Annotated in this window: 16 protein-coding genes; 4 read left to right on the top strand and 12 right to left on the bottom strand. The window is 72.8% G+C overall.

Features of this window, described 5'->3' with window-relative positions; genetic code table 11:
• Positions 1 to 6: 6 nt before the first annotated feature.
• Genes ACZ46W_RS09600 through ACZ46W_RS09590 form a run of 3 tightly spaced genes read left to right on the top strand, consistent with a single transcriptional unit; the run spans position 7 to position 4,584 of the window.
• Positions 7 to 1,791: an ABC transporter ATP-binding protein gene (locus ACZ46W_RS09600; protein WP_468333975.1), complete on the top strand. Its 1,785-nt coding sequence runs from the start codon at positions 7 to 9 to the stop codon at positions 1,789 to 1,791.
• Entirely contained in the window at positions 1,788 to 3,926 is a 2,139-nt protein-coding gene (locus tag ACZ46W_RS09595) for an ABC transporter ATP-binding protein (RefSeq protein ID WP_468333972.1), read from the top strand. Before ACZ46W_RS09600 ends, ACZ46W_RS09595 begins: the two co-directional genes overlap by 4 nt.
• A gap of 55 nt (positions 3,927 to 3,981) precedes the next feature.
• On the top strand, positions 3,982 to 4,584 hold the full coding sequence (locus ACZ46W_RS09590; RefSeq protein ID WP_468333969.1) for a flavodoxin family protein: 603 nt from the start codon (positions 3,982 to 3,984) through the stop codon (positions 4,582 to 4,584).
• 83 nt (positions 4,585 to 4,667) lie between these two features.
• On the opposite strand, the gene ACZ46W_RS09585 is transcribed toward ACZ46W_RS09590, so the two are convergent.
• From ACZ46W_RS09585 to ACZ46W_RS09570, 4 genes are all read right to left on the bottom strand, one after another.
• Positions 4,668 to 4,898 carry a hypothetical protein gene (locus ACZ46W_RS09585; protein WP_468333966.1) on the bottom strand — a complete coding sequence of 77 codons (231 nt, stop codon included), beginning with the start codon at positions 4,896 to 4,898 and terminating at the stop codon, positions 4,668 to 4,670.
• A gap of 64 nt (positions 4,899 to 4,962) precedes the next feature.
• A complete protein-coding gene (locus ACZ46W_RS09580; protein ID WP_468333963.1) occupies positions 4,963 to 9,708 on the bottom strand; it encodes a putative T7SS-secreted protein in 4,746 nt (1,581 codons plus the stop codon).
• On the bottom strand, positions 9,708 to 10,355 hold the full coding sequence (locus tag ACZ46W_RS09575) for a hypothetical protein (protein WP_468333960.1): 648 nt from the start codon (positions 10,353 to 10,355) through the stop codon (positions 9,708 to 9,710). The genes ACZ46W_RS09580 and ACZ46W_RS09575 overlap by 1 nt, the downstream gene beginning before the upstream one ends.
• Positions 10,352 to 10,888 (bottom strand): SseB family protein, encoded by a 537-nt coding sequence (locus ACZ46W_RS09570; RefSeq protein WP_468333957.1) that lies wholly within the window; start codon positions 10,886 to 10,888, stop codon positions 10,352 to 10,354. The genes ACZ46W_RS09575 and ACZ46W_RS09570 overlap by 4 nt, the downstream gene beginning before the upstream one ends.
• Positions 10,889 to 11,293: 405 nt before the next feature.
• Between ACZ46W_RS09570 and ACZ46W_RS09565 the strand changes: the two genes are divergently transcribed.
• Positions 11,294 to 13,324: a M4 family metallopeptidase gene (locus ACZ46W_RS09565; protein WP_468333954.1), complete on the top strand. Its 2,031-nt coding sequence runs from the start codon at positions 11,294 to 11,296 to the stop codon at positions 13,322 to 13,324.
• Here ACZ46W_RS09565 and ACZ46W_RS09560 read toward each other — a convergent pair.
• From ACZ46W_RS09560 to ACZ46W_RS09525, 8 genes are read right to left on the bottom strand one after another with little or no spacing between them, the layout of a single operon-like run.
• Positions 13,305 to 13,838, bottom strand: a complete 534-nt coding sequence (locus ACZ46W_RS09560; RefSeq protein WP_468333951.1) for a flavin reductase family protein — start codon at positions 13,836 to 13,838, stop codon at positions 13,305 to 13,307. The genes ACZ46W_RS09565 and ACZ46W_RS09560 overlap by 20 nt on opposite strands.
• The gene (locus ACZ46W_RS09555) at positions 13,835 to 14,278 is read right to left on the bottom strand and encodes an acyl-CoA thioesterase (protein ID WP_468333948.1); all 444 of its coding nucleotides are present in this window, start codon (positions 14,276 to 14,278) and stop codon (positions 13,835 to 13,837) included. The genes ACZ46W_RS09560 and ACZ46W_RS09555 overlap by 4 nt, the downstream gene beginning before the upstream one ends.
• On the bottom strand, positions 14,275 to 19,872 hold the full coding sequence (locus ACZ46W_RS09550; RefSeq protein WP_468333945.1) for an SDR family NAD(P)-dependent oxidoreductase: 5,598 nt from the start codon (positions 19,870 to 19,872) through the stop codon (positions 14,275 to 14,277). Before ACZ46W_RS09550 ends, ACZ46W_RS09555 begins: the two co-directional genes overlap by 4 nt.
• Positions 19,869 to 20,834 carry an enediyne biosynthesis protein gene (locus ACZ46W_RS09545; RefSeq protein ID WP_468333942.1) on the bottom strand — a complete coding sequence of 322 codons (966 nt, stop codon included), beginning with the start codon at positions 20,832 to 20,834 and terminating at the stop codon, positions 19,869 to 19,871. Before ACZ46W_RS09545 ends, ACZ46W_RS09550 begins: the two co-directional genes overlap by 4 nt.
• Positions 20,831 to 22,738 (bottom strand): CRTAC1 family protein, encoded by a 1,908-nt coding sequence (locus ACZ46W_RS09540; RefSeq protein ID WP_468333939.1) that lies wholly within the window; start codon positions 22,736 to 22,738, stop codon positions 20,831 to 20,833. The genes ACZ46W_RS09545 and ACZ46W_RS09540 overlap by 4 nt, the downstream gene beginning before the upstream one ends.
• Positions 22,739 to 22,749: 11 nt before the next feature.
• A complete protein-coding gene (locus ACZ46W_RS09535; RefSeq protein ID WP_468333936.1) occupies positions 22,750 to 23,745 on the bottom strand; it encodes a DUF1702 family protein in 996 nt (331 codons plus the stop codon).
• A gap of 1 nt (position 23,746) precedes the next feature.
• The gene (locus ACZ46W_RS09530) at positions 23,747 to 25,078 is read right to left on the bottom strand and encodes an ABC1 kinase family protein (protein WP_468333933.1); all 1,332 of its coding nucleotides are present in this window, start codon (positions 25,076 to 25,078) and stop codon (positions 23,747 to 23,749) included.
• A gap of 35 nt (positions 25,079 to 25,113) precedes the next feature.
• Positions 25,114 to 25,671: a hypothetical protein gene (locus ACZ46W_RS09525; protein WP_468333930.1), complete on the bottom strand. Its 558-nt coding sequence runs from the start codon at positions 25,669 to 25,671 to the stop codon at positions 25,114 to 25,116.
• Positions 25,672 to 25,789 lie beyond the last annotated feature (118 nt).

Genomic DNA, 25,789 nt, shown 5'->3' with positions numbered 1-25,789 from the left:
CTGCTGATGTCGGAACAGGATGCAACGACCAGAGAACGTTCAGTTGTTCGCACGCTGCTGCGGCTGTGGCCGTACGTGCGCCCGGTGCGGGCCCGGGTGGGGGCGGCGGCCGTCGTGGCGGTGGTGGCCTCCTGCCTGGGCCTGGTCATCCCGCTCGTACTGAAGTGGATCGTGGACGGGCCGGTGGCCCGCCGCGACCCGGGCGGGGTGTGGCTCGGGGCGCTGGTGGTGCTGGCGCTCGGGCTCGCGGAGGCGGCGCTGTTCGGGCTGCGGCGGTGGCTGGTGGCGCGGCCGCTGGCGGGTGTCGAGGCGGCGATGCGGGCCGGCCTGTACCGGCACCTCCAGCGGCTGCCGGTCGCGTTCCACGACCGCTGGCCGTCGGGGCAGTTGCTGTCCCGGGCGACGACGGACCTGTCGCTGATACGGATGTTCCTGGCCTTCCCGATGACGTTCCTGTTCGTCAACGGCGTGACGGTGGTGGCCGGCTGCGGGCTGCTGCTCGCGCAGGACTGGACGCTGGGGCTGGTGCTCCTGGTGCCGGTGGTGCCGCTGATCGTGGTGTGCCACTTCTTCGAGTCGCGCTACTCGCGGGTGGCGCGGCGGGCCCAGGACCAGGTCGGGGATGTGACGACGCTCGTCGAGGAGAGCGTGCTCGGCATCCGGATCATCAAGGGCTTCGGCCGCCACCGCAGCCAGATGGCGGGCTTCCGCGCGCTGGCGGAGCGGCTGCGGGGCACCGAGCTGGCCAAGGCGCGGATGCTGGCGGGGATCTGGGCGGTCATCACCATCGTGCCCGAGCTGGCCATCGGGGCGGCGCTGGTGCTGGGCACGGTCCAGGTCGCGGACGGCGCCCTGTCGGCCGGGACGCTGGTGGCGTTCCTGTCGACGGCGCTGGCGCTGCGGTGGCCGGTGGAGTCGATCGGGTTCCTGCTGGCGATGAGCCAGGAGGCGGCGACGTCGGTGGAGCGGTTCTTCGAGGTGATGGACGAGGCGGAGGAGGACACGGGCGGGAGCGGTGCGGTCATGGCTCCCTCCTCCGGCGGGCTGCGCTTCGAGAACGTGTCGTTCCGCTACCCGGACGCGCCGGAGGGCGCGCCGCCGGTCCTGGACGGGGTGGACCTGGTGGTCCGCCCCGGCGAGACCATGGCGCTGGTCGGTGCCACCGGTTCGGGCAAGACGACCCTGACCGCGCTCGTGCCGCGGCTGCACGAGGTGACGGGCGGGCGCATCCTGCTGGACGGGGCCGACGTGGCGGCCCTGCCCCGGGAGCGGCTTCGCGAACTGGTGTCGGTGGCCTTCGAGGAGCCGACGCTGTTCTCGGCGAGCGTCGGCGAGAACGTGCTGATGGGCGCCGGCCCCGGGGGCGCGGGTGAGGCCGAGCTGTGGCGCGCCCTGGAGGTCGCCCAGGCCGGGTTCGTACGGAACCTGCCGCAAGGCGTCGCGACCCAGGTCGGCGAGCAGGGCCTGAGCCTCTCGGGCGGCCAGCGGCAGCGGCTGGCCCTGGCCCGTGCGGTGGTGGGCCGGCCGAGGTTCCTGGTGCTGGACGACCCGCTGTCGGCGCTGGACGTCCACACGGAGGCGCTCGTCGAGGCCGCCCTCCGGGAGGTGCTGCGGGACACGACCGCCCTGGTCGTTGCCCACCGTCCGTCCACGGTCATGCTGGCCGACCGCGTCGCCCTGCTGTCGGCGGGCCGCATCGCCGCGGTGGGCACCCACCAGGAACTGCTCCGGGACAGCGCGGAATACGCCTGGCTCATGTCAGGAGCCGAAACGACGGGGGGCACACGATGACGAACCCAGCCGGGGGCCCGCCCCCACAGACCCAGGACGAGACCCCGCGAGCGCACGCGCCCACCGAACCCCGCGCACCCGGCGGGGGCAAGGCGCCCGGCGGCGGCAAGGCGCCCGGCGCGGGCGGGGTAGCCGGCGCGGGCGGGGCACCCGGCGGGGGCAAGGCACCCGGTGGGGGTGGCGCACCCGGCGCGGGCGGGGCACCCGGCACGCCCGGCGGGGGCAAGGCGCCCGGCACGCCCGGCGGGGGCAAGGCGCCCGGCGGGGGCAAAGCGCCCGGCGGCGGCGAGGCGCCCGGTGGGGGTGGGGCGGCCGAGGCGGTGGAGCCGTCCGGTCCGGCCGGGGTGGACGCGTTCGACCGGGATGAGCTGCCCGTGGCGGAGGGAGCCACGCGGAGGTTGCTCGGGTCGCTGCTGGCGCCCCGGTGGGGGCGGGTGGTGCTCGCCGCGTTGACGCTGCTGCTTCAGCAGGCCGCCGTGCAGGCCGGGCCGTTGCTCGTCGCGTACGCGATCGACCGCGCCGTGCCCGCCCTGCGGCGCGGTGACCACGGGCCGCTGGTCGCCGTGGCGGTGGGGTACGCGGTGTGCGCGGCGGGCGCCGGGCTCTTCCAGTACGCGTTCGTCCGCACCGCCGCCCGCGTCAACCAGGACGTCCTGCTCGACCTGCGCGGGCGGATCTTCCGGCACGCGCAGGCGCTGAGCATCGACTTCCACGAGCGCTACACCTCCGGGCGGCTGATCTCGCGCTCCACCACGGACGTCGAGTCGTTGCGCGAGCTGCTCGGCGAGGGCCTCCAGGAGCTGATCGGGGTGTTCCTCTCGTTCGTCTCCATCTCCGTGCTGCTGCTCTGGCTGGACCCCGGCATCGGCGCGGTGGCGGTGGCTTCCTTCGTCCCGCTGTTCCTGCTGGTCCGGCTCTACCGGCGGCGCGCGGCCGTGGCGTTCAGCGCGCGCTCGACGGCCATCGCCGCGGTCATCGTGAAGTTCGCGGAGACCATGAACGGCATCCGGCCGGTGCGCGCGTTCCGCCGGGAGCGGACCAACGACGTGCGGTTCCAGGAGCTCAACCACGACCACGAACGCCGTAACGGCGACGCGATACTGGAGATGGCCCGTTATGTCGTCGGCTCCCGGCTGGTGGCGAACACGGCCGTCGCCGGCATGGTGCTGTGGGGTGCCTACCGGGTCGCGGCCGGGACGCTGGCGCTGGGGGTGCTGGCGGCGGCCGTGCTCTACATGCGGCGGCTGTACGACCCGATCGACCGGCTCGCGATGTTCCTCAACTCCTACCAGTCGGCGGCCGCCTCGCTGGAGAAGATCGCGGGGCTGCTGGCCCGGACGCCGACGGTGCGGGAGCCCGCCGTGCCGACGGAGCTTCCCGACCGGGCGGGCAACCCCGGCCGCGAGGTGGTGTTCGAGGACGTCCGGTTCGGGTACCGAACGGGCGGCGAGGTGCTGCCGCGCTTCTCGCTGACCATCCCGGCGGGGCAGACCGTCGCGGTGGTCGGTTCCACGGGCGCGGGCAAGTCGACGCTGGCCAAGCTCCTGGCCCGCTTCTACGACCCGACCGGCGGCCGGGTGCTGCTCGACGGCGTGGACCTCCGGGCGCTGGCCACGCCGGAGCTGCGGCGCGGGGTGGTGATGGTGACCCAGGAGGCGTTCCTGTTCTCCGGAACGGTCGCGGAGAACATCGCGATCGGCCGGCCGGACGCCACTCGCGAGGAGATCGAGCGGGCCGCGAAGGCCATCGGCGCCCATGACTTCATCGCCGGCCTCCCGGACGGCTACGACACCGACGTGCGCAAGCGGGGCGGCCGTATCTCGGCCGGGCAGCGCCAGTTGGTCGCCTTCGCCCGGGCCCTGCTGGCCGACCCGGCGGTGCTGATCCTCGACGAGGCGACCAGCTCCCTGGACGTCCCGGGCGAGCGGGCCGTGCAGCGCGCCATGGACACGGTGCTGCACGGCCGCACGGCGGTGGTGATCGCGCACCGGCTGTCCACGGTCGAGATCGCGGACCGGGTGCTGGTGATGGAGGGTGGCAGGATCGTGGAGGACGGCTCGCCGACCGAACTGATCGGGGGCCAGGGGAGGTTCGCGGGTCTGCACCGGGCGTGGCGGGAGAGCCTGGTGGGGTGACCGAGTCGCTCGGCTGTCGGAATATCCGTGCACGTGCATGGAGTTGGTAGCAGACATGACCACCGACACCACCCCTGTTACCGACCGCTCGTTCCTCTTCGTCCTCGGCAGCTCCCGCGCCGACGGCAACACCGAGATCCTGGCCCGGGCTGCCGCCGAGCAGTTGCCCGCCGGCGTCCCACAGCACTGGGTGGACCTGAACACGCTGTCCCTGCCCGACTTCCAGGACGGGCGGCACGAGACCACCTGGTCGCCCGGGGAGACCGAGGAGGAGCTGCGGCGGGCCACTCTGGCCGCCACCGACATCGTCATCGCCTCACCCCTGTACTGGTACACGCTCTCCGCGCAGACCAAGCGCTACCTCGACTACTGGTCGGGCTGGCTGACGGTGCCCGGCTCGGACTTCAAGCGGCGGATGGCGGGCCGGACGCTGTGGGGGGTGACGGTCATGGCGCACGAGGAGGAGGTCGTGGCCGACGGCCTGGTGACGACCCTGAACAACTCGGCGGCGTACATGGGGATGCGCTTCGGCGGGGTGCTGTTCGGCAACGGCTCCCGGCCGGGCCAGGTGCGCAACGACGAGCGGGCGATGGTCCGCGCCAAGACCTTCTTCCAGCGTGAGGCCCCGCTCGCCCGCTTCCCCTACGAGGAGGCGTAGCCCCGCGCCGGCTCCGCCCGGCCACGGCCGGCTCGGGAAGCCCCGAGCCGGCCGGCTTTCTCTCCGAATGGCTCCGGCCCCGGTCATTTCTCCGGGTTGGAATCATCGTCATCGCTGGAAGCGATGACGACCCCTCTCGACAACGATGCGGGCGAATCACCGGATACATGGACGCGAGCCGCGTGGGGCGGGCCGAAAACATCCACGAAGACGTCGGGGTACCGTTCGATCCTGTCCAGAACGAAATGCGGCGCACCGGCACCGGAACCTTCCTCGAGCGTGAAGGTCTGACCGACCCGTGCGATGCCGCCCACGCATCGCACGATCACAATCCCGCCGCCCTCGCCGGCCTCTTCGACGCTATGGACCTGCAGCCGACTAGCCTCTTGCATATTTGTAAGCCTCCGCGACGAATTGCGATATCTGATCCGGTGTGAGCTTGGGGATGTCCCACTCCAGCGCGTCGCTGATGTTCTGGTAGGTATGCAGCTTGGGAATGCTGATCCCCATCTGGTCCAGGATATCCTTCGCCACACTGGACGGAATCGTCACGCTGGCCCGCTTGGCGAGCTCGGATGCGTGGAGCCCCACGCCCACCTCCGCCTCGGCGCGAATGAACCCCGGTTCCATCGGGACTCCTTCGAGGGCACTGCGCGGAATGAGCTGGAGTACGGCGTCCCCGAACTGTTCCGAGTGCCGAGCGAACGTGGCTGCGACGCCGGGGTCCGTGGACGTGGGCGTGAAACCGGACTTCTCAATGTTGACGCTGGCGTTGAAGCCCTCCGTTGTCCCCCGGAAGAGGTGCTCCTCCTCCGGACACCCGAAGAGTCCGAAGGGATCTATCTGCGAGTGAGGATTGGGTACGTAGGTAACGGAGTTCGCGGCAGGGGCCAGGCCGAGCGGATCGGACGTGAGGTAGCGGCCTGTCTCGGGGTCGTAATAGCGGTGGAGATTGTAGTGAAGCCCGGTCTCAGGGTCGAAGCGCTGACCCGGGAACCGCAAGGGGGTATGGGCGGTACTTGACGCGGCCCATGTCGTGGTGCCCCACAGCGTGGTGCGGGTGCTCCACGCCAGGTCGCCCGATTCGTCGACGAGCTCACGCGGAGTGCCGATCAAATCGGTGACGATGGAGAAGAATCGTTCGTCGATCGCTTCCCGCGTCGCGGTGGGCGCGAGGATGCGTTCCGTCTGCGTGAGGGGCCGAAGGCCGTGATGGTCCCACGTGACGGCGACGGGTCGGGGAAGGGCCTCGCTCTCGGTGGTCTCCTCGCAGAGTGTCACCCCGTCCCACGTGAAGATCGTCCTCTCGGCGACGGTCCGGCCGTCCGGAGCGAGGCGCTGCTTGGCGGTCCGGCGGCCCAGTGCGTCGTACTCATAACGCCAGACCGTGCCGTCCGGTGTGGTCACCGACCGCATGCGGTTTTCGGCGTCCCACTCGTAGCGCCAGGTTTCGGGCTTGCGCGACAGGCGTGACCTCTGCCGGAGGGTGATGCGGCCGAGGGCGTCGTGTTCATAGCGCACGTTGCCGGCGCGTGTCATGACCGTGCCCTCATAGGTGCGCGGTCCGGTGGCCTCCTGGCCGGCGTGCGAGGCGGGCCAGGAGGCGTGGGTCTGGTTGCCGGCCTCGTCGTACGCGTAGCGCTCCGTCCAGCCTGCTGCCTGGACGGCGGTGACACGGCCCGACGGGTCGAGGTCAAAGGTGCGGGACCCGGTCAACTGATCGTCGATGCCGATGAGGTTGCCGTCGGCCCGGTAGGCGTAGTCGCGGCGTTGGATGCCGCGGCCGCCCGCGCCTGTGACCTGTTGGCTGGTGAGGCGCCCGAGGCGGTCGTACTGGGACGTATAGGTGATCGTGTCACCTATACGTCGGGTGATCTCCTGGCCCGAGGCATCGTGCTCGAAGGTCAGTGTGCGGCCGGAGGTCGTGAGGGAGGTGCGGCGGCCTGCCGCGTCGTAGACCCACGTGCTGGCCGCGCCGGTGGGGGTGGTCCGGCCCGTGCGGCGGCCGAGCTTGTCGTAGGTGTAGGTGAGGGTGCGATCGTTGACCGTCTCCGACTTCAGGCGCCCATGACGATCGCGCAGGTACGTGATCGTCGCGTCCGCGTTGCGTGCTTCCGCGAGCTGGTCGAAGAGGTCGTAGCTGTAGGTGGTGACGGCTCCGGCGGCGTCCTTGCGGGTGACGCGGTCGAGTTCGTCGCGTTCGTAGCGGATCGTCTGGCCGAGGGCGTCGGTACGCGAGACGAGACGGCCGGCGGCGTCGCGCACATACGTGATGGTGCGGCCGTCGAAGTCCGTCTCGGATATGAGTCGGCCCGCCGCGTCGTACTCGTAGCTCCAGGTCCGCCCCTGTGGGTTGAGGACCTGGGTGAGGCGCAGCTCGTGGTCATGGGTGAACTCATAGCGCACGCCGTCCGGGCCCGTACGAGCGCTCATGAGATCGAAGTGGGCGTACTCGAAGCGTGACACCCTCCCCATGGGATCGGTGTGGGTCAGGCAGTTGCCCTCACCGTCGTACGTCCACGACTGCTGGGTGCCGTCGGCCTCCACGCGGCGGGCGAGCTTGCCCTCCGGGGTCCATTCGAGGCGCGTGGTGTTGCCGAGCGGATCGGTGACCACGACGGGGCGGCCGAAGGCGTCGCGGCTGAACCGGGTGACCCCGCCGAGCGGGTCGGTCATTTCGACGGGCAGGCCGGCCGCGTCGTTGTGGATCCGGGTGGTGTTCCCCAGTCCGTCCGTTACCGCTGTGGTGTGGCCCGCCTCGCTCAGCAGGAAGCGCGTCACGGCACCGGCCGGGTCCGTGACCGCGACCCGGTTTCCCCGCTCGTCGTACTCCTGGCGGACCGAGGTGTGGTTCGGATGGGTCACTCGTACCGGCAGACCGAGTTCGTTGTACTCGGCGGACAGCGCACGGCCGTCCGGCCGGACCGCCGACGTCCTGCGGCCGGATTCGTCGTACTCGAAGCGGGTCGTACGGCCGAGCGCGTCCGTCCGGGACAGCAGCCGGTTGTAGCGGTCGCGTTCGAAGCGGGTGACGGCGCCGAGCGGGTCGATCTCCTTGACGATCTGGTGCGCGTCGTTGACCACGTACTGATGAACCGCGCCACTGCCGGTCGTGGCCCTCGTGACGCGCAGCCCGGTCTCGGGGTCCGTGCCGTCGTAATCGAGCCGCAGCGCCATGTGACCGTCGACGCCGCCCTCGGCGATGCAGCGGTTGCGATCGTCGTAGGTGTACTCGTAGCGCCTGCCGTTGGTGTCGGTCCACGAGGTGAGCCGGCCGCGTTCGTCGTACGCGAACCGCAGGGGTATCCCCGAGGAGTTGATGACCTCGGTGAGGTGGCCGCCGGTGTAGCCGTAGCGCAGGACCTCCTGGTCCGAGCCGTCCGGCGCCCCGCCTGCGAGGTGCAGCGCCGTGATCCGGTCCTCGGAGGTGGTGAGCTTCAGGTGGTAGCCGCCACTGTGCACGATCGCCGTCGGCGCACCGGTCTCGTCGTCGTACTCGAAGGTGACCCAGTTGCCGTTGCGGTCATCGATCTGCGTCAGCAGGGCCAGGTCGTCGTGGCGGGGAACGAAGTGACGAACGCGCCCGCTCCCCGGGTCGGTGACGGTGTATCCGCCGTCCGCGTCCCGGTCCAGAGGCCAGCGTGGTCCGTGGCTGGGCAGTACCGGGACGCCCGGAGCCGGGTGCGGATACGCCAGGAGCAGGCCGTCCTCGGCGATCAGAACGACACCCTCGGAGTCGATCTCCAGGCGCTGGTCCGCCGTGGAGGACCAGGAGGGGCCGAACCAGCGCCCGGCCCGGTAGTCGGATGCCAGGCGACGGCGGAACACCAGTGGCAGTGTGCCGGGCAGCGCGATGTCCGTCTGCGGCAGGTACATCACGCCGGTGGCCAGGTCGACCGGGTCGGAGGGGTCGTTCTCCGCCACGCGCTCGGTCCGGGACGGGTCGGCGGGATCCTGCACACCATTGCGCCCGGGTCCGTCGAGGCCACCGTGGCCCGTGCCGTTGCGCATACCGGCCCGCAGGCCGCCCCTGAGTACGCCGGCGCCCTTGGTGCCGATCAGCTCCGGGATGAGACGACCGAGGAACTCGGCGGGGTCCCCCTTCGCCGCCTCCCAGGCGTTCTTCAGGGCGCGGTCGGGGTTGGCGGCGGTGGAGACGAGCCCGCTGAGCGTCATGTTGACGCCCTTGTAGTACTCAGCGGGGTGGGTCAGGTTGTAGCCGTCCATCGGGTTCACGGACCGCACGAAGTTGATCAGGCCCGCGGCGCCCTTGGTCACCCCGCCCAGAAGGTGCATGCCCTCCGTGCTGGAGGCCATGCTCCAGTCGGCGAGCTCCAGTTTGAGCTTCTCCCTGCCCTTGGGTTCCTTGGGGGCATGTGCCATCGCGCTCGTGACGGCCGTCTTCGCCTGCTCGGCCGCCTCGTTGCGGGCGCGGCGGGCGTCCCTGAGGATCTCCTGGGCACGCGTGCGCAGGGCCTTGCCCGGATCCGTGCCGGGCTTGGGCAGTGGTTTGTCGCTGTCGCGGGCCGACTCGTATGCGGCGACGTCCTTCTCGTGCGCCGTGGAAGCCTGCTGGCCCTGCTTGTACAGGACGATCGCCTCGCGGGCCATGGACTGTGCGCTGGTGATGGCGTTGGAGTACCGCTCCAGGGCACCGGCCGCGGCCTCGAAGGCGTCAGCGGCGTGCAGCCAGTCGGTGGGCAGGGTGGAGAACTTGTCGCGGAAGGTGTCGGCGGCCTCGCCCTTCCAGTTGCTGGAGTCGAGCTTCTTCATCCCCGCGCCGACGAGGTCGAATGCGAGCTGGAAGTCCCGCAGGTTCTTCACCGAGTCGGCGATCTTCGCCGGATTGCCGTGGATCAGCTCGTTCGGTTCCTCGGTCTGCCCGAGCTGCTGTTCACCGACCTCCGCGCCCATCGACGAGGCGAATCCGTCACCCCAGTCGGTGACCAGGTCCGCCGCACGCTTGTGACCATGGTCCTCCAGGTACTGTCCGGCCTTGTCGGTCGCGTAGTCCGCGGCCTCGCCGACGATCTTCTTGCCCTTGTCGATTCCCTCGTCGATCCCGTCGACGACCTTGTCGGTCGCTTTGCCGGCGAGGTCGCCGATGATTCCGAAGTCGGTCATCAGCCGCTCTCCCCCCACCGCGGCTCTTCGGCCTGCGCAACCGTCGCCTCGTCCGGATCGAACGTCTCGCGGAAGTCCACGTCCATCCGGTCACGCAGTCGGGGATCGAGCAGACCTGACCGTTCCATCGAGTCCATCTGTGCGTCCATGACGTCATAGCCGGTGTTCTTCCAGGCCTGCTTCACCTCCTCGTGGGCCTTCGTCATCGACTCGGCGCTGTAGTCCGGGTTGTCCAAGACGCTCTGGGTGCTGATCGTGTCCCAGCTCATCTGCTTGACCTGGTCCTCGCTCAAGTGCGGGTTGCCGTTCAGTGAGTTGACACCGATCTTGATCGAGTCCTTGACGTACTGCTCCTGCTCGTGGAACGAGCCGGCCGACAGCCCCACCCCCTGCGCGAAGAGGTTTCCCTTGAGCGTCAGCGCCCGCACGCCCCATTCCCAGCGCTCGCAGAACGTCCTGAACTCCTCCGTGAGCCCCGCGTGGCCGAGCTCCAGCCCGGACAGGGCCAGGTCGGAGAAGCCCCGGCCGGCCGTCGCCTCGCCGATCATGCCGAGCTCCTTCAGCTCGGCATGGGCCAGGTCGATGCCGATCGCGATGGCCGCCAGCGCCACCGGCGGCGCCTTGAGGTCCGGCTCCTGACCGCTCATGCGTTCCCCCCGAGATCGACCGCCACCGCATCTGGCACGATGCCCATGACGGGCGGGAACAACATGCCCTCCTCGCTGCCCGCGTCCAGCGCCACCCCGGCCGGACCCGGCAGCATCGGCACCATCACGTCCAGGAGCCGCGCACCGAGAACCGTCCGGTACGTCCATTCCCTGTCCGCCTCGGCCCGCGCCCGCGCGAAGGCGGCCAGCGCCTCCTCGTCGGAGAACGCGCAGATCCACCGCACCCCGTTCTGCTCCGCCGTCCACAGACTTCCGTGGTCGTCGAACGGCACCAGCACCGCACTGCGCCGGAATTCGCCCAGGAACGCCGCGAACTCACGCCGAGCGGAGGTCAGGTCATCGCCGGACGGCTCCGCCCGCGGGGCGGACGGCGCCACCGGAGGGGCGGAGGGAGGGGCGGAAGGAGTGGGCGCCGATGTCTTCGCATGTGGTGGGTCCGGCGGCGCTTCGGTCAAGTCGGCCAGTTTTGAGCGTGGTTCCGCCCTCGATGCTGCATCCCCGTTTTCAGCCATGCCCGGAATGCTGTCATGATCACATTCACGATAGCAACAGAGTGAAGACCGAGTACCGCCGGTAAGCGGTGTGGCAACCACCATAGCCGCTCACCGGAACCGAAGCGGGACCGCCCGCAGCCCGCGACCCCGCGGTGACCACAGGGCGCGCGGCACGCCGGAATCCGTCCGCTCAGCGAACACGGGTTTTCGGGCAACGGACGATTTCCGGCCAATCTGTTGACGCGCTCCTGACAGCGAGCCGTGGCGGGCGCCACTCTTACCCCGTTCTCCGCACCACGTGTTCGACGCGTGTTCCTTTGTTCGTTCCGCACGTGTTCCGCACCTTTTCCGCGCTTGTTCAGGCTGCTCCGCCCGGCCGGCCCACCCAGCCGTCCGGTACCCCCCTCGCAATAAGGAGTCTGCGTGAGATCCACGCCAAGCCGTCGCGCCACCGCGACCGGTGCTCTGATCGCCGCCGCCGCCATGCTCGCCGTGGGCGTGCAGACCGGTGCCGCCACCGCCGCCGATGACCCGTGGACCGCCGCCCCCAAGGCGCAGGCGGCCGGCAAGGCCGACCCCGGCGCCCTGCCCGCCGACCTCTCCCCCGCGCAGCGCACCGCGCTGATACGCGCGGCCGAGGCCACCAAGGCCGACACGGCCAGGGAACTCGGCCTCGGCGCCCAGGAGAAGCTCGCCGTCCGCGACGTCGCCCAGGACCGCGACGGCACCACCCACACCCGCTACGAGCGCACCTACGCCGGGCTTCCCGTCCTCGGCGGCGACCTCGTGGTCACCGAGACCAAGGCCGGGCGGACCGAGGCCGTCAGCAAGGCGTCCCGTGCGGAGCTCAAGGGCGTGGACACCACGGCGGACATCGCCCCGGCCGCCGCCGAGAAGCAGGCGCTGAGCGCCGCCCGTGCCGAGGGCTCCAAGGCGACCGACGCCGAGCGCGCGCCGCGCAAGGTGGTCTGGCTGGCGCAGGGCAAGCCGGTCCTCGCGTACGAGACCGTCGTCGGCGGCCTCCAGCACGACGGCACCCCGAACGAGCTGCACGTCGTCACCGACGCCACCACGGGCGCCAAGCTCTTCGAGTGGCAGGCCGTCCACAACGGCACCGGCAACACCCAGTACAGCGGACAGGTCACGCTCGGCACCGCGCCCTCGTACACGCTGACCGACACCGGCCGCGGCAACCACAAGACGTACAACCTCAACCGCGGCACCTCGGGCACCGGGACGCTGTTCTCCGGGCCGGATGACATCTGGGGCGACGGCACCCCGCAGAACCTGGAGACGGCCGGCGCCGACGCCCACTTCGGCGCCGGGGTCACCTGGGACTACTTCAAGAACGTCCACGGCCGCTCGGGCATCAGGGGTGACGGCGTCGGCGCGTACAGCCGCGTCCACTACGGCAACGCGTACGTCAACGCGTTCTGGCAGGACAGTTGCTTCTGCATGACGTACGGCGACGGGGCGGGCAACGCCAAGCCGCTGACGTCCATCGACGTGGCCGCCCACGAGATGACCCACGGCGTCACGTCCAACACCGCCAAGCTCGTCTACAGCGGCGAGTCGGGCGGCCTGAACGAGGCGACCTCCGACATCTTCGCCGCCGCCGTCGAGTTCTACGCCAACAACACCCAGGACAAGGGCGACTACTTCGTCGGCGAGAAGATCGACATCCGGGGCAACGGCACCCCGCTGCGCTACATGGACAAGCCGAGCAAGGACGGCTCGTCGAAGGACTACTGGTACTCCGGTATCGGCGGCATCGACGTGCACTACTCCTCCGGCCCGGCGAACCACTGGTTCTACCTGCTCTCCGAGGGCAGCGGCACCAAGACCATCAACGGCGTCACCTACGACTCGCCGACCTCCGACGGCCTGCCCGTCACCGGCATCGGCCGCGACAAGGCCGCGCTGATCTGGTACAAGGCCCTCACCACCAAGTTCACCTCGACCACCAACTACGCCGGAGCCCGCACCGGTACCGTCGCGGTCGCCACTGAGCTGTACGGCGCGGGCAGCGCCGAGGTGAAGGCCGTGGAGCACGCCTGGGCCGGCATCAACGTCGGCTCGCGCCCCGGCGGCGACCCCGGCACCGGCAAGGTCTTCGAGAACACCACCGACGTCGCCATCCCGGACAACGGCGCCGCCGTCACCTCCACGGTGAACGTCACCGGTATCGCCGGCAACGCCCCCGCCACGCTCAAGGCGGACGTGGACATCGTCCACACCTGGCGCGGTGACCTGGTCGTCGACCTGGTCGCCCCGGACGGCTCCGTCTACAACCTGAAGCCGTTCAGCTCCTCCGACTCGGCCGACAACGTCAAGGCCACCTACACGGTGAACGCCTCCAGCGAGGTCGCCAACGGGAGCTGGAAGCTCCGTGTCCAGGACAAGGCCGCGCAGGACACCGGCTACATCAACAGCTTCAAGCTGACCTTCCCGTAAGCCGGGGAGCGGATGACCGGCCGCCCGGTGGCACCCCGAGTGCCGCCGGGCGGTCGTGCGTGCGGCGGTGGTACAGCAGGGGCGTACGCTCCGGGTGATGGGCGCTGTGCACCACCCGTCCCACCAGCAGCGTGTGGTCCCACACGTCATAGCAACTGTCGACGGCGCAGACGACGCTGGCCGCCGCTCCCGTCAGCACCGGCTGGCCGTCCTGCACGGCCCACGGCACGCCCGTGAAGCGCCGGCCCGGCGGCTCCTCCGCGAACCGCCGCGTCAGGTCGCGCTGCTCCCAGCTCAGCACGTTGACCGCGAAGGCGCCGACGCGCCGGATCTCGCGGGCGGTCCGGCCCGCGGCCGCCAGGGAGACCAGCAGGCCGGGCGGGTGGAGGGAGAGGGACAGCACCGCGCTGGCCGTGCACCCCACGGGCCCGTGGCACGCGGCGGCGGTGACCACCGTGACGCACGTGGGCATGTGCGCCATCGTGGCGCGGAAGGCGTCCGCCTCGGGGGTCATCGCGCGCCCCGGTACGGCGCCAGCGCGGCCCGCAGCTCGTCCGGCACCGGAACCGGCCGCATGCCTTCCTCGGTGCGGCGCATGCACGCCACCGTCTGGCCGCCCCGCGCGACGAGCTGGGGCACCGGGGCGTTGGTGCGGTAATAGTCGAAGCCCATGCTCACCTGGTGGTCGCCCGACGCGGTCAGCGACATCCGGATGCCCACCCGGTCCATGGCGTACAGCTCGCTGAAGTACGCGCAGTGGCAGTCCACGGTCACCAGGGCCAGCTCGCCCCGCAGCGCCCGCAGCACCCCCGGCGCCCGTTCCGCGAGGAACCGCTCCCGGCAGTGGCCCTGCCAGCGGAGGTAGTTGGTGAAGTAGACGTTGCCGACGAGGTTGGTCTCCTCCAGCGTGACCAGGTGCTCGTACGTGTACGTGGGTGTCGTCACCGTCGTCATGGGGCCTCCTCCTGGCCGCTGAGCACCGCCACCGCCACCCGCTCCCCGACCCGCTCCACCCGCAGCACCCCCGAGGCGATCAGGGCGTCACCGGAGCGCAGCAGGACCCACCCGCCGTCGAAGACACCGCCCAGGGTGAGGGGCGCGCGGGCGGGCCGGCCCGCCTTGGCCAGGCACTCCAGCGCCGTCCACACCCGGGTGGCCGCCACGTCGAACGGCTCACCGCTCTGCCGCAGCAGCAGCTCCGTCAGGGCGAGCCGTTCGGTACCGAGGACGCGTCCCCAGTCGTCCTCGCCGCGTGCCGTCACGGCCTCCCAGTCGCACGCCACCGGTCCCCGAGCACCGTTGTCGACCTGGAGCACCAGGCCGCCCAGGTGGCTGCGGGACAGACCCGGGCCGGGGCGCCGCGCGGTCCCGGACCGTTCACCGGGCCGGACGCTCACGCGCAGCTCCTCGCCCAGACCGAGGGCCGTCGTGGCCCGCTCCAGCAGGACGCCCAGCAGCGGCACCGGCCAGGGGCGCTCCCCGCGCGGCAGCGGGCCGACGTCCCTCAGCCGCAGCCCGCGCCACCGGACGACGGGGCTGCCCGTGGCGTCCAGGCCCTCCGCGTCCCAGGTGTACTCGCCGTCCGCGGCGGCGCGTTCGGTGCCCCCTACGCGCTCCACCGGCCCCGTGCCCGGCCGGACCGACAGGGAGTCGGCGGCCACCGGCAGCAGCCTGCGGTGCGGCACGCAGGCCTGGAGGGCGTGCAGCGTGGCGTCGTTGGCGGACGGGTCGCCCAGCAGCGGCGCGGCGAGCGGCGGCGGGAACCACGGGACGGGCCGCCCGGCCGCCAGGGTGGCCAGGCAGGTGCGCGCGGAGGGCGCCGTCAGGCCGCGTACCCGCCGGAAGCGGCCGGTGTGGAAGTACAGCGGCCCGTACAGCTCGTCGGCGCCCAGCTCCCCGGCGCCCGACGCGGGTCGTGCGTGGTGGCCGTTCGGACAGGGCGCGGCGAGCGGGAAGACGGCGCGGAAGTGGTCCACGCAGAAGTCGCTCTCGTCGCTGCGCAGCACGGCCTCCACGCGGTCGCCCCGGTGCAGGGCGCACACCCGTACGGTCCGGGCGCCCTCGTCCGGTACGGTCACCGGGCGCGTCCAGGCGATGTCGCGGGCCTCGTGGAGGGGGACGCCCGCCAGGGCCGAGGCCGCCTGGGCCATGGCCTCCAGGCCGAGCACCCCGGGCAGCCAGACGACGCCGTCCAGCCGGTGGCCGGTCAAGTAGGGGTCGGTGCGCAGGCCGAGCCGCGCGTCGGCGACCAGCTCGACGCCCGGGTGGTGGACGCGGAGCTCCGCCAGGAACCGCTGCGGCGGGCCGGGCACGGGCGGCACCGGCACGTCGCGCCCGAGCCTGCCGTGCACGGCGACGGTGGGCGGGACGCGGTCCCCGGCCGCGAGGAGGCGCAGGAACAGGTCGGTGCCGGTCTCCGGGGCGATGGGGGTGACGTCCTCGCGCACGAGCGCGTCGAGCACGCCGAGCCGTACGCCCATGCCGGCGCCGGACCACACCGACCAGTCGATGTTCAGGACGCGGCAGTGTGGCGCCGGCTCCGCCGCGAGCCGTTCCAGCTCGGTGCGCAGTACCCCGTTGGCCAGCGCGTAGTGGCTCTCGCCGGGCAGGCCGTGACGGCCGATCACCGAACCGAAGCCGACGAGCAGCCGCAGCCGTTCGATGGGCAGCGCGGCGAGGAGGTGGCGCAGTCCGGCCGCCTTCGGGGCGACATGGGCCTCGACGCGCGCCTCGTCCAGGTCGGCGAAGCGCACCGGTTCGTTGACCCCGGCGGCGTGCAGGACGCCGGTGACCGGGCGGCCGAGCCGGTCGGTGAGCCGGCGTACCGCCCGGGCCACCGCCGTGGCGTCGGCCAGGTCGGCGGTCTCGTACGCGGCGCTCACCCCGGCCCCGGCCAGCGCCGCCAGGTTCGCCCGCAGCGCCTCGTCGCGCTCCGGGCGGGCGCGGCCGATCAGGGCGAGCCGGACGCCCGTCCTCCGCCCGAGGGCCATGGCACAGGTGTGGCCGATGCCCTTGCCGCCGCCGCTCACCAGCAGCACGTCGTCGGGGCCCAGCGGCAGCGGCCGTCCGGGGCCGGGCTCGGGGAGCCGCAGCACGTGGGCCGCCGGGACGTGCGGCGTGCCGTGGTCGTCGAGGACGAGCTCCTGGTACCGGCCCGGTTCGGTGCCCGCGAAGCGGGTGGCGTGGCCAAGGCCCGCCTCGGTCGGCGGGACGCGGAGCAGGGTGACGCCGAGGCCGGGGTGTTCCTTGTGGAGGCTGCCGAGGAATCCCGCGAGGGCGGTGTCGTGGGCGACGACGACCAGGCGCCCGGTGCGGATCGCGGAGCGGGCGGCGGCCAGCAGCCGGGCGACCGGCGGCGGGCCGGGTGCGGGCGGTACGTAGAGCAGGTCGGTGTCCTCGTCGGACGCGGTGGCGTAGATCTCCTTGGCGCGAACGGCCAGTTCGCCGTCGCCGAGCACCGTGGTGCGCCACCCGGGGCTCGGCGACGGCAGGCCGCGCCGGGCGCGGTGCGGCCGCTCGGTGAAGCAGTGGACCCAGGTGTCGACGCCGGTGACGGCGGTGTCGGGCGCGGGTCCGGCGGCGGACGGCAGCGCGTCGAGCGCCTCGACGAGGTCGCGCACCCGGGCGTCGGCCAGCGAGAGCGGGGCGGCCGGCGGGCGGCGGCCCATGCGGTGCGCGGCGGTGGCGGCGAGCTGGGTGACCGTCAGGGAGGTGAGGTGCAGGTCGGTCAGCAGCCGGGTGTCCATGCCGATCAGCCCGGGCTCCAGCTCGGTGGTCCGCGCGAGCAGGTCGCGTACGGCGGTGGTGGTGTCGGTGGCGGTCGCCTCCGGTGCGGGATGCGGGGCGGCTTCCGGCCCTTCGGGGTCCGGCTCCTGGTACGGCGGCGCCGCCGAGCACGGGCTGCTGAGGAAGGTCCGCTCCCGCCAGAGGTCGAACGGCCGCGCCGCACGGCCCGCCGTCAGCGCGTCGAGCCGCTCGCACGCCCCGGCGGCGAACAGGGCGGCCGCCGCGTGGGCGGTGCCCGCGGCGTCCCGGTCACCGAAGTCCCGGTCACCGGAGCCCACCGTGACGACCGGGATGCCGCAGCCCTGGTCGGCGAGCAGGGCGGCGAGGCCCTGTCCGGGGCCGCAGGCGCAGAACAGGTCCGTGTCCGGCAGGACGCCGCTGACCGCGTCCCAGAACCGCACGGGTGCGGTGACCTGTTCGGCCAGGAGGTCCGCCAGGTCGTCGTCCGGGGTGAGCGCCCTGGCGTGGACGGTGGACACCAGGCGGCGCGCGGGCGGGCCGAAGTCCAGGTCGTCCAGCACCCGGCGCAGCGGAGGGACACAGGGCCGGACCGCCGGGGAGTGGAAGCCGTGCGACACGGGGAGCACCGTGCGGGCGACCCCCGCCCGGGCGGCCCGTTCCGCCACCGCCCGCAGGTCCGCCTCCGGTCCGGCGACCACCACCGAACGGGGGCCGTTGTGGGCGGCGACGACCAGGCCGGTGCCCGCGCACAGCGCCAGCGCGGCGGACGGCTCCGTACGCAGGCTGAGCATGCCGGTCCCGGAGGCGCCGAGGGCGGCCATGAGCCGGCCGCGCGCGCGGACGAGCCGGAAGCCGTCCCGTACGGAGAGGGCACCGGCCCACACCAGCGCGGTGATCTCGCCCAGGCTGTGTCCGACGGCGGCGTCCGCCGTGACGCCGAGGGCGTCCAGCACGCGCAGACCGGCGAGCGAGGCCCGGTGGATGGCCGGCTGGGCCGTCTCGGTGCTCGCGGGGCCGGCCAGGCCGGGCGCGCCCTGTCCGGGGAACAACAAGGTGACCCGGCCCCGCACGCCCTGCCCGATCCAGGCGCCGGGCAGGCGGGTCAGGTCGCGGCCGGGTCCGGCGCCCTCGGCCAGGCAGGCGGTCACGGAGGCGGCGCGGGCGGCCAGTTCGCCGGGGGTGGCGGCGACGACCGCGGCCCGTACCGGACCGCCGGGCCGCTCGCGGGCCGACCGGGCGGCCAGGTCGTGGACCTCGGCGAAGGACAGCCGGTGCGCGACCTCGGCCACGCGCGCGAAGAACGCGCGCACCTGGCCCGCGTCCGCCCCGGCGGCGGCGATGACGGCGTGTTCGGGGGCGGGACGGCGTACCGGCAGGGGGCCGGGAACCCGGCGGGGGGCGGGGGTGGTGGGCGCGGACAGCACCAGGTGGGCGTTGATGCCGCCGAAGCCCATGGAGCTCACCCCGGCCAACCGGGGCCCTTGCGGCCAGTGTTCGGCCTTGCGGAGGACGCGCAGCGGTGACGTGGGCGACCGCAGTACCGGGTGCGGGGTGTCGCATCCGGTGGTCGGCGGCAGCACGGCGGTGTGCAGGCTCATCGCCGCCTTGATGACGCCCGCCGCCCCGGCCGCCGCCTTGGTGTGCCCGATGTTGGCCTTCACCGTGCCGAGCGCCGCACGCGCGCGTGCGCCCTCCCGAAGCGCGGTCAGCGCGGCCAGCTCCACCTCGTCGCCGACCCGCGTCCCGGTGCCGTGCCCTTCGTGGAGCCCCACCTCGCGCGGGTCCGCGCCCGCCAGGTCGTACGCGCGGCGCAGGGCGAGCAGTTGCCCGTCCCGGCCCGGCCGGGTGATGCCGCCGCTGCCGTCGGAGGAGACGCCCCAGCCGCGGATCTCGGCGTACACCCGCAGTCCGGCGGCCCGTGCGTCGGCCGCCCGCGTCAGCGCGAGCATGCCGCACCCCTCGCCGGGCCAGAAGCCGGCCGACCGCTCGTCGTACACCCGCATGCGGTCGGTGGCGAGCGCGCCGGTCTTGGCGAACCCGACCAGCTCGAACGGGTCCAGGCTCAGGTCCACCCCGCCGGCCAGGCCGAAGTCGACGCTGTGGTCGGCGAGCGCCCGGCACAGTTCGACGACCGCGAGCAGTGAGGAGGCGCAGGCGCCGTCGACGGTGTAGCCGCCGCCGTGGAAGTCGAAGTGGTTGCAGATCCGGCCGGCGATGGTGTTGGACAGCGCCCCGGCGAGCGACTCCTCGGTGGTCGGCGGGAACGGCGCGAGGTATCCGGCCGCCGCCCGGCGCACCACGTCGTCGCGTACGTCCCCGGTGATCCGGGCGGCCTCCAGGGCGGCGGCGAGGACCCGGCGTACGTAGGGCCAGCGCAGCCGGAGCGTCCCGGCGCGGGTGGCGTCGCCGGTGAGGCTGTTGCCGAGGACCACCGCCACCCGGTCCCGGACCAGCCCGGCCCCGCCCGGGAAGCCGGCGTCGTCCAGCGCGCGGGCGGCCGTCTCCAGGGCGAGCCAGTGGGCGGGGTCACCGGCCCGGTACACCGGCCCGGGGATGCGGAAGGCCGACCGGTCGAACCTCCAGCCCTCCAGGACGGCCGCGTAGAGGCTGTACGTCTTGTCGGCGGCCGTGGGGTCGGGGTCGTGGTAGTCGTCGGTGTCCAGCCGTTCCCGTGGCAGGAGGCGGAACGCGCGGCGCTGGTCCAGGACCATCTCCCACAACCGGCCGGGCCGGTCGGCGTCCGGGTAGCGGCAGGCCATGCCGACGATCGCGACGGCCCGGTCGTCGTACGCGCCGCTCATCGTGACTCCGCCGCGAGCGACCCGCGCCGGGCGGCCGGCAGCCACGCCGGGACCCGCACCGTCATCGGCGCCAGGCGCTCGGCGGCCACCAGGACGAGCGCCCGCAGCAGGCAGGCGATCACCAGCGCGAAGAAGAGGCCGAAGACGATGTGGAACTGGACGAGTACGCCGTAGACGGCGGCGGTCGTCGCCCCGAACACCACCTGGTGGCGCGGGCGGGCCGGGGTGGTGCCCGGGTCGGTGATCATGTAGTTGGTGAACAGGACGAACGCGACGCCCGTCATCGGCAGCAGCGCGCTCGCCAGTGAGATGTCGGTCAGCGCCCAGCGGATGACGCCCTGCGCCACGAAGCCGGCGGCCCAGCCGGCGATCAGCGGTGTCTTGCGCGTCAGTTTGGCGTTCAGCATGGTCCCGGCCGCGAGCACCGCCAGCGGGATCAGCCAGTCCAGCGGGCCGGAGGTCCACTCGGTGAACTGGTACGGCGGTGCGATGCCGACCCAGGGGAACAGCAGCAGGACCAGGACGATGCCGGTGTTGCTGGGGTTGAGGACGTGCCGGGGCCGCCCGGCGGCGCGGACCTTGACGACGTACTTGCTCGCCACGCCCGCGACGGTGGCCAGCACGGTCGGCATCAGCCGGTCGTTGGCGTACAGCAGCATGGCGCAGGCGAGCGCGGTGATGTAGGCGGGCAGCAGGAAGTCCACGATCGCGCCGGGGGAACGCCCGGCGAACCAGGGGCGGGCCCGCCGGGCGTAGGTGTCGACGGTGGCCAGCACGCCCTCGGCGGCCAGGCCGGACAGCACCGCGACGACCGGGGTGAGGTAGGCCTGTTCGAAGCCGAGCAGGGTGTGGCCCACCACGGTCAGTACGGTGATGGAGAGCCCGAACCGGCGCAGTGCGGCGCTGCGCGGGTCGTCCGGGCCGCCGAGCACACGGCCCATCGTGCGGCCGAGTCGGGTCATCGTGCCTCCTCGGTGAGGACGAGCTCGTGCCATCCGGGGCGGAGCGTCGCGGTACGGGTGTGGGTGCGGCCGTGGCCGTCGCGCCAGGTGAGGCGTACGGGGAACGCCTTCGCCCGGGTGTCGCCGAGGCCGAAGGTGATGTCCGGGGCGTTCACCCCGTTGTGGCCGTTGGCCGGATAGACCTGCTCGGTACGGACGGTGCCGTCGGGCAGCGTGAGGCTGGCGGTGGCGCCGATGGCGGGCCGGGTCGGGCCGTGGGCGGTCGGCAGCCGTAGCCGGAGCCCCAGGGCGGGGTGTGCCGGGCCGGTGTTGCGGTACAGCACCGACGGCGCCCACTGGTTGGCCACGACGAAGTCGAGCCGGCCGTCCGTGTCGACGTCGCCGACCGCGAAGGCGCGGCTGACGGCGTCCGTGCCGACGCCGACCTCGCGGGCCACGTCGGTGAAGCGGCCGCCGGAACCGGTGCGGACGAAGAAGGTGTTGCGGTCGTGGCCGGACAGTTCGGTGCCCGCCGGGAAGTGCGGCCACAGCCGGGGGTGGTCCAGGATGAGGTCGTTGGACATGGCCGTCTCCTGCAACTGCGCCCACCTGTTGGTCCGTCCGGCGACGAATCCCGTGGCGTGCATGATCTCCGGGCCGCCGTCGTTGTCGAAGTCGGCGGCCTTCACGTCCCAGGTCCAGCCGGTGCGGGACAGCCCGAGCGGTTCGCTGTGGTCGTCGTAGGGGGCCGTGCCCCGGTGGAGGGCGCGGCCGGCGGCCTTCGGGGTGCCGGTGGCGGTGAACGCGAAGTTGCTCTCGTGCAGGGCGAAGTTCTCGGCGATGTTGGCGACCAGGATGTCGGGCACCCGGTCGGGGCCGAGCTGGGTGAAGGCCACGCCCATGCCCTTGAAGGAGTCCCGGCCCAGCACCTTGGACTTGGGGGTGGTGGCGTGCCGGACGCCCACCGCCTCGCTGAACCGGATGCGGCCCGGGGAGGACCGGTTGACCAGGAGCTGGTCGGGGCCGAAGTCGTTGGCCACGTACAGCTCCGGGCGGTGGTCGCCGTCGAGGTCGTACGTCCCCATGGCGAGGGTCCAGCCGCGCGCGGCCCCGGTGTCGAAGGCGCCGGGCACCTCGGTGAACCGGGCGTCGGGGGCGGGGCCCCGGGTGGCACCGGTGAAGCGCAGCAGCCGGTTGGTGCCGCCGTTGCGGGCGTTGGACAGGGAGGCGTTCATCACGAGGTGCCGGGGCTGGTGGGCCGTCGGGTCCAGGACGCGGGCGCCGTCCGGGAAGTAGTTGCCGAACGCCAGGTCCAGGTGTCCGTCGCCGTCGTAGTCGCCGAGCGTCGCGGCGTTGGTGTTCCACACGGCGCGGGGGCGGACGAGCTCGCGGACGAGGAAGGCCCCGGCGCCCGGCGGGAGGCCGGGGCGGCGCATGAACAGGGCGGGCGAGCGGCCCCAGTAGTAGACGATCACGTCCTGCCATCCGTCCTCGTTGAGGTCGGCGGGCAGGCAGCCCATGGGGGCGACGTGGGCCGGCATGGTGGCGGCCGGCGGGCGGAGGGTGAAGGGGGCGTACCGGTGGCCGGTGCCGGGGGCCGGGCGGACGGTCACCGTGTCGGTGCGCGGGTCGACCAGGCAGATGTCGCGGGAGACGCTGCCCCCGTCGGCCGCGAGGAGCGCCACCCCGGCGCCCACGGAGGAGATCCAGGACGGGATGTCCTTGTACGCGGGGGCGACCGGCCGCAGGGTGCGCTCGCCCGGCCGCTCGGCGGGGGACACGAGGTGCGGTGAGAAGGCGAACCGCTGGGCGAGGCGGTCGCGTTGGGCGTCGGACGCGGCGGGCGGCTGACTGAGGTGCCACAGCAGCAGGCAGGCGAGCAGCGCGGTGACCCGTGCGAGGTTCCGGCGCGCGAAGGTCGTCATCGTCGCCATGGTCAGCGGTCCCCTCTGCGGCTGCGGTCGTACGCGGCCCGGATTCCGGCGCGCCAGCGCTGGTAGTGGACGGTGCCGGTGGCGTCCGGCCCGAGCGCGGCGAGGGAGCGGTCGGTCCAGCCGGCCGCCTCCTCGACGGTGGCTCCGGTGAGGACGGGGGCGGCTTCGGCGGTGTGCTCGGGCACGGTGCCGGAGATCCGGTGCGCCGTGCAGGCGAAGGCGGCGCCCTGGGCGAGGTGCGCGCGGTGCTCTCCGGCCAGGTCGGTGAGGTGCTCCAGCTCCTTGGGGGTGGCGCCGCCCGCGTAGCCGGCGGCGAGTCCGGCGCCGCTCCACAGGTCCGCGCGCCGCTCGGCGGGGAACTCCGCGATCCGCAGGGCGATGCCGTCGGGGTCGGCGCACTCGTGGAACCAGAGCGCCCGCCCGAGGCCCTGGTCGCGGATGGCCCGCTCGTCGGCGGTGAGCCCGCGCTCGACGTGCCGGCGTCCGATGACCCGGTCGGGGTGGAAGAAGCCCTGGTGGAATCCGTACCCGTCCCAGGCCAGCCAGCATTCGGGCGGCCCGGCGCCGGGGATGCCGTTGCGCGGGCGCAGCCCGAGCCGGGCGTACGCCCACCCGGCGCCGACCTGGGCGAGGTGCGGGTACCGGGCGGCGGGTCCGGCCAGCAGGGCGGCGAAGCGGCGGCCGCGTGCGGCGGTGAGCAGGTCCAGTACGCCGCAGGCCATGCCGGCGCCCTCGTAGGCGAATCCGCGCCGCTGCGGCGGCAGGCGTTCCACCTCCGCCGCCAGGCCGGTCAGGGTGCGGGCGTCCAGGGCGGCGTGGAAGCCGTGGAGGAAGGCCTGTCCGGCGGCTTGCAGGGTGGCGCGCGCCGGGCCGGGGCGGAGCCGGAAGCGGCGTACGCCGAAGTCGACCTGGGCGGTGTCCTGGCGCAGCAGCGGGATCACGACGCGGCGCAGCGGGCGCGGCACCACGGAGGACGATGACGAGAAGGGGGAGAGCATGTCAGCCGGGCTCCTGTTTTCTCTGAGCTTTGGCGATGGCACGTTCCATGAGGGCGATCGTCAGGTACGGCTTGGCCACGGCCTGGAAGTCGAGACCGGGGCCGAGGGAGCGGACCGTGCCCTCCAGGACCAGCAGTGACAGGATCGGGAAGACGAACTGGGGGTCGGCGTACAGTCCGTGGCGGCGCTGGAGGGCGAACAGCCGTACGGCGAAATCCATCAGGTCGAAGTCGGCGGCGGTCGCTCCCGTGCAGGACTCGATGAGCGCGGCGAGGTCGCGCCGGAAGGCGTCGGTGTCGGTGCCGGGGCCGGCGCGCGCGGTGGAGAGCACGATGCGGGCGCACGCTTCCCCGTCGCCGAGGCCCATGGCGTGGAAGAAGTCGGTGAACTTGTCCCGGGCGTGCGGGGTCAGGCGCACGGTGAACCCGGCGTCCACGATGGTGACGTCGCGGCCGGGCCCGCAGACCAGGTTTCCGGGGTGGAGGTCGCAGTGGACGAATCCGTCGAGGAACAGCATGTGGTAGGCGGCGCGCAGCGCGGTGACGGCGGCCTGTTCGCCGTCCGTCCCGCCGGGCGGCGGCCGGTGCAGGCCGTCGAGGTACTCCATGGCGAGGACCTCGGGGCCGCACAGGTCGTCGTACACGGCCGGCACCCGCACGTGGGGTTCCTCGGCCAGGTTCTCCTTCAGGAAGCGGAGGCTTGTCCGCTCGCGGTCGAAGTCGAGCTGTCCTCGCAGGGACGCGGCCAACTGCCGCATGATCTCGGCGACCGGCACGCCCCGCAGGGGCGGGAGCGGCGCGGCGAGCCGGGCGAGGGCCAGCATGACGGCCAGGTCGGTGGCCAACTGCCGGGCGACGCCGGGGCGGCGGACCTTCAGGGCGACGGTCCGGCCGTCGGTCAGGCGGGCCCGGTATACGCAGGCGATGGTGCCCGCCGCCACCGGGGGGCGTGCGGCCAGGCCGGGGTCGCCCCGCAGCAGGCGCCTCAGCTCGGGGCCGAAGTGCCGTGACCCGTCGCCCAGCGGTAACGGCCGCACCTGGGCGTGCAGGGTGCTCAGCACCCGGGCGACATGACGAGGGACCACGTCGGCGCGGGTGCTGAGGATCTGGGCGACCTTGACGAAGGCCGGCCCGAGTGCGGTCACCGTCTCCAGGAGCCAGGCGTCGCGCCGGGGCGCGAAAGCCCGGGAAAAGCGGCCCCTGCCGGGTGACAGCGAGCAGCGCAGAGCGACGGCGCCGAGGACGGCCAGCCGGACCGTCAGGATGAGACAGACGCGCAGGCTCCGTACGAGCCCGGCGGCGACGGTCACCTTCGGGTTGTCGGCATGGCTCATCAGGCACCCCCGCCCCCGCCGTCACCGGCTCCGGATCAGCCGCCGACGCGGACCGGGAACTTGTCGATCGTGGCGATGACCTGGTCGTTGTCCGGGTGGACCAGCTTGATCGGGTTCTCCAGCCGGTAGAAGTCACCGTCCGGCGGGAACTTGCTGAGCTCCGGGCTCAGGAGCTTGGCGGGCTCCTTGGTCCGCAGGACCAGCGGCTCCGGCCGGGCCTGGGCGGAGCCGCCCTCGCCGGAGCCGGGGGGCCGCTCGATGGTCAGCCTGAACGACAGGAACATGACCGCGCTGAGCTTCGGCGGGAAGTGCTGGACGATGTTGAGCAGGCTGTCCGGAGTCGCCTCCATGTTCTCCTGCTCGATGGTGATCTTGCCGAGCTGCGGGTGGTCGGCCTCCACCTTGTGGCCGATGACCTTCAGCACGACGGCCTTGTGGGGCGGTTGGTCGGGGTGGGTCTCCACCCGGACCTTGATGCCGCCCTTGAACTCGACGTTGACGAGTGCGGTACGCACCTTGAGCGGCACATTGGCCGCATAGCAACTGCAGGGGATTTCGGCGCCGATGGACGGCAGCACGGTGGCCGTGGGCACGAGAGAACCTCCGAACATAACTCGGGGAGTGTGTGGGGTGCACTTCCGACATTCCCGCACACCGCCATTCGGACCATTCTCCAGGCGCTATTCACCCGTCCGGGTGGCGAATACACCC

The sequence above is a fragment of the Streptomyces sp. NPDC031064 genome (assembly GCF_055570965.1).
Note: the sequence above shows the minus strand (reverse complement) of the source record. Positions and strands in the feature narration are given on the sequence as shown.

Coding starts and splice junctions, on each gene's coding strand:
- ACZ46W_RS09540 (WP_468333939.1), bottom strand. CDS start 22,738: ATGACGACCTTCGCGCGCCGGAACCTCGCACGGGTCACCGCGCTGCTC.
- ACZ46W_RS09545 (WP_468333942.1), bottom strand. CDS start 20,834: ATGACCCGACTCGGCCGCACGATGGGCCGTGTGCTCGGCGGCCCGGAC.
- ACZ46W_RS09555 (WP_468333948.1), bottom strand. CDS start 14,278: ATGACGACGGTGACGACACCCACGTACACGTACGAGCACCTGGTCACG.
- ACZ46W_RS09595 (WP_468333972.1), top strand. CDS start 1,788: ATGACGAACCCAGCCGGGGGCCCGCCCCCACAGACCCAGGACGAGACC.
- ACZ46W_RS09575 (WP_468333960.1), bottom strand. CDS start 10,355: ATGAGCGGTCAGGAGCCGGACCTCAAGGCGCCGCCGGTGGCGCTGGCG.
- ACZ46W_RS09535 (WP_468333936.1), bottom strand. CDS start 23,745: ATGCTCTCCCCCTTCTCGTCATCGTCCTCCGTGGTGCCGCGCCCGCTG.
- ACZ46W_RS09570 (WP_468333957.1), bottom strand. CDS start 10,888: ATGGCTGAAAACGGGGATGCAGCATCGAGGGCGGAACCACGCTCAAAA.
- ACZ46W_RS09550 (WP_468333945.1), bottom strand. CDS start 19,872: ATGAGCGGCGCGTACGACGACCGGGCCGTCGCGATCGTCGGCATGGCC.
- ACZ46W_RS09600 (WP_468333975.1), top strand. CDS start 7: ATGTCGGAACAGGATGCAACGACCAGAGAACGTTCAGTTGTTCGCACG.
- ACZ46W_RS09530 (WP_468333933.1), bottom strand. CDS start 25,078: ATGAGCCATGCCGACAACCCGAAGGTGACCGTCGCCGCCGGGCTCGTA.
- ACZ46W_RS09590 (WP_468333969.1), top strand. CDS start 3,982: ATGACCACCGACACCACCCCTGTTACCGACCGCTCGTTCCTCTTCGTC.
- ACZ46W_RS09580 (WP_468333963.1), bottom strand. CDS start 9,708: ATGACCGACTTCGGAATCATCGGCGACCTCGCCGGCAAAGCGACCGAC.
- ACZ46W_RS09560 (WP_468333951.1), bottom strand. CDS start 13,838: ATGACCCCCGAGGCGGACGCCTTCCGCGCCACGATGGCGCACATGCCC.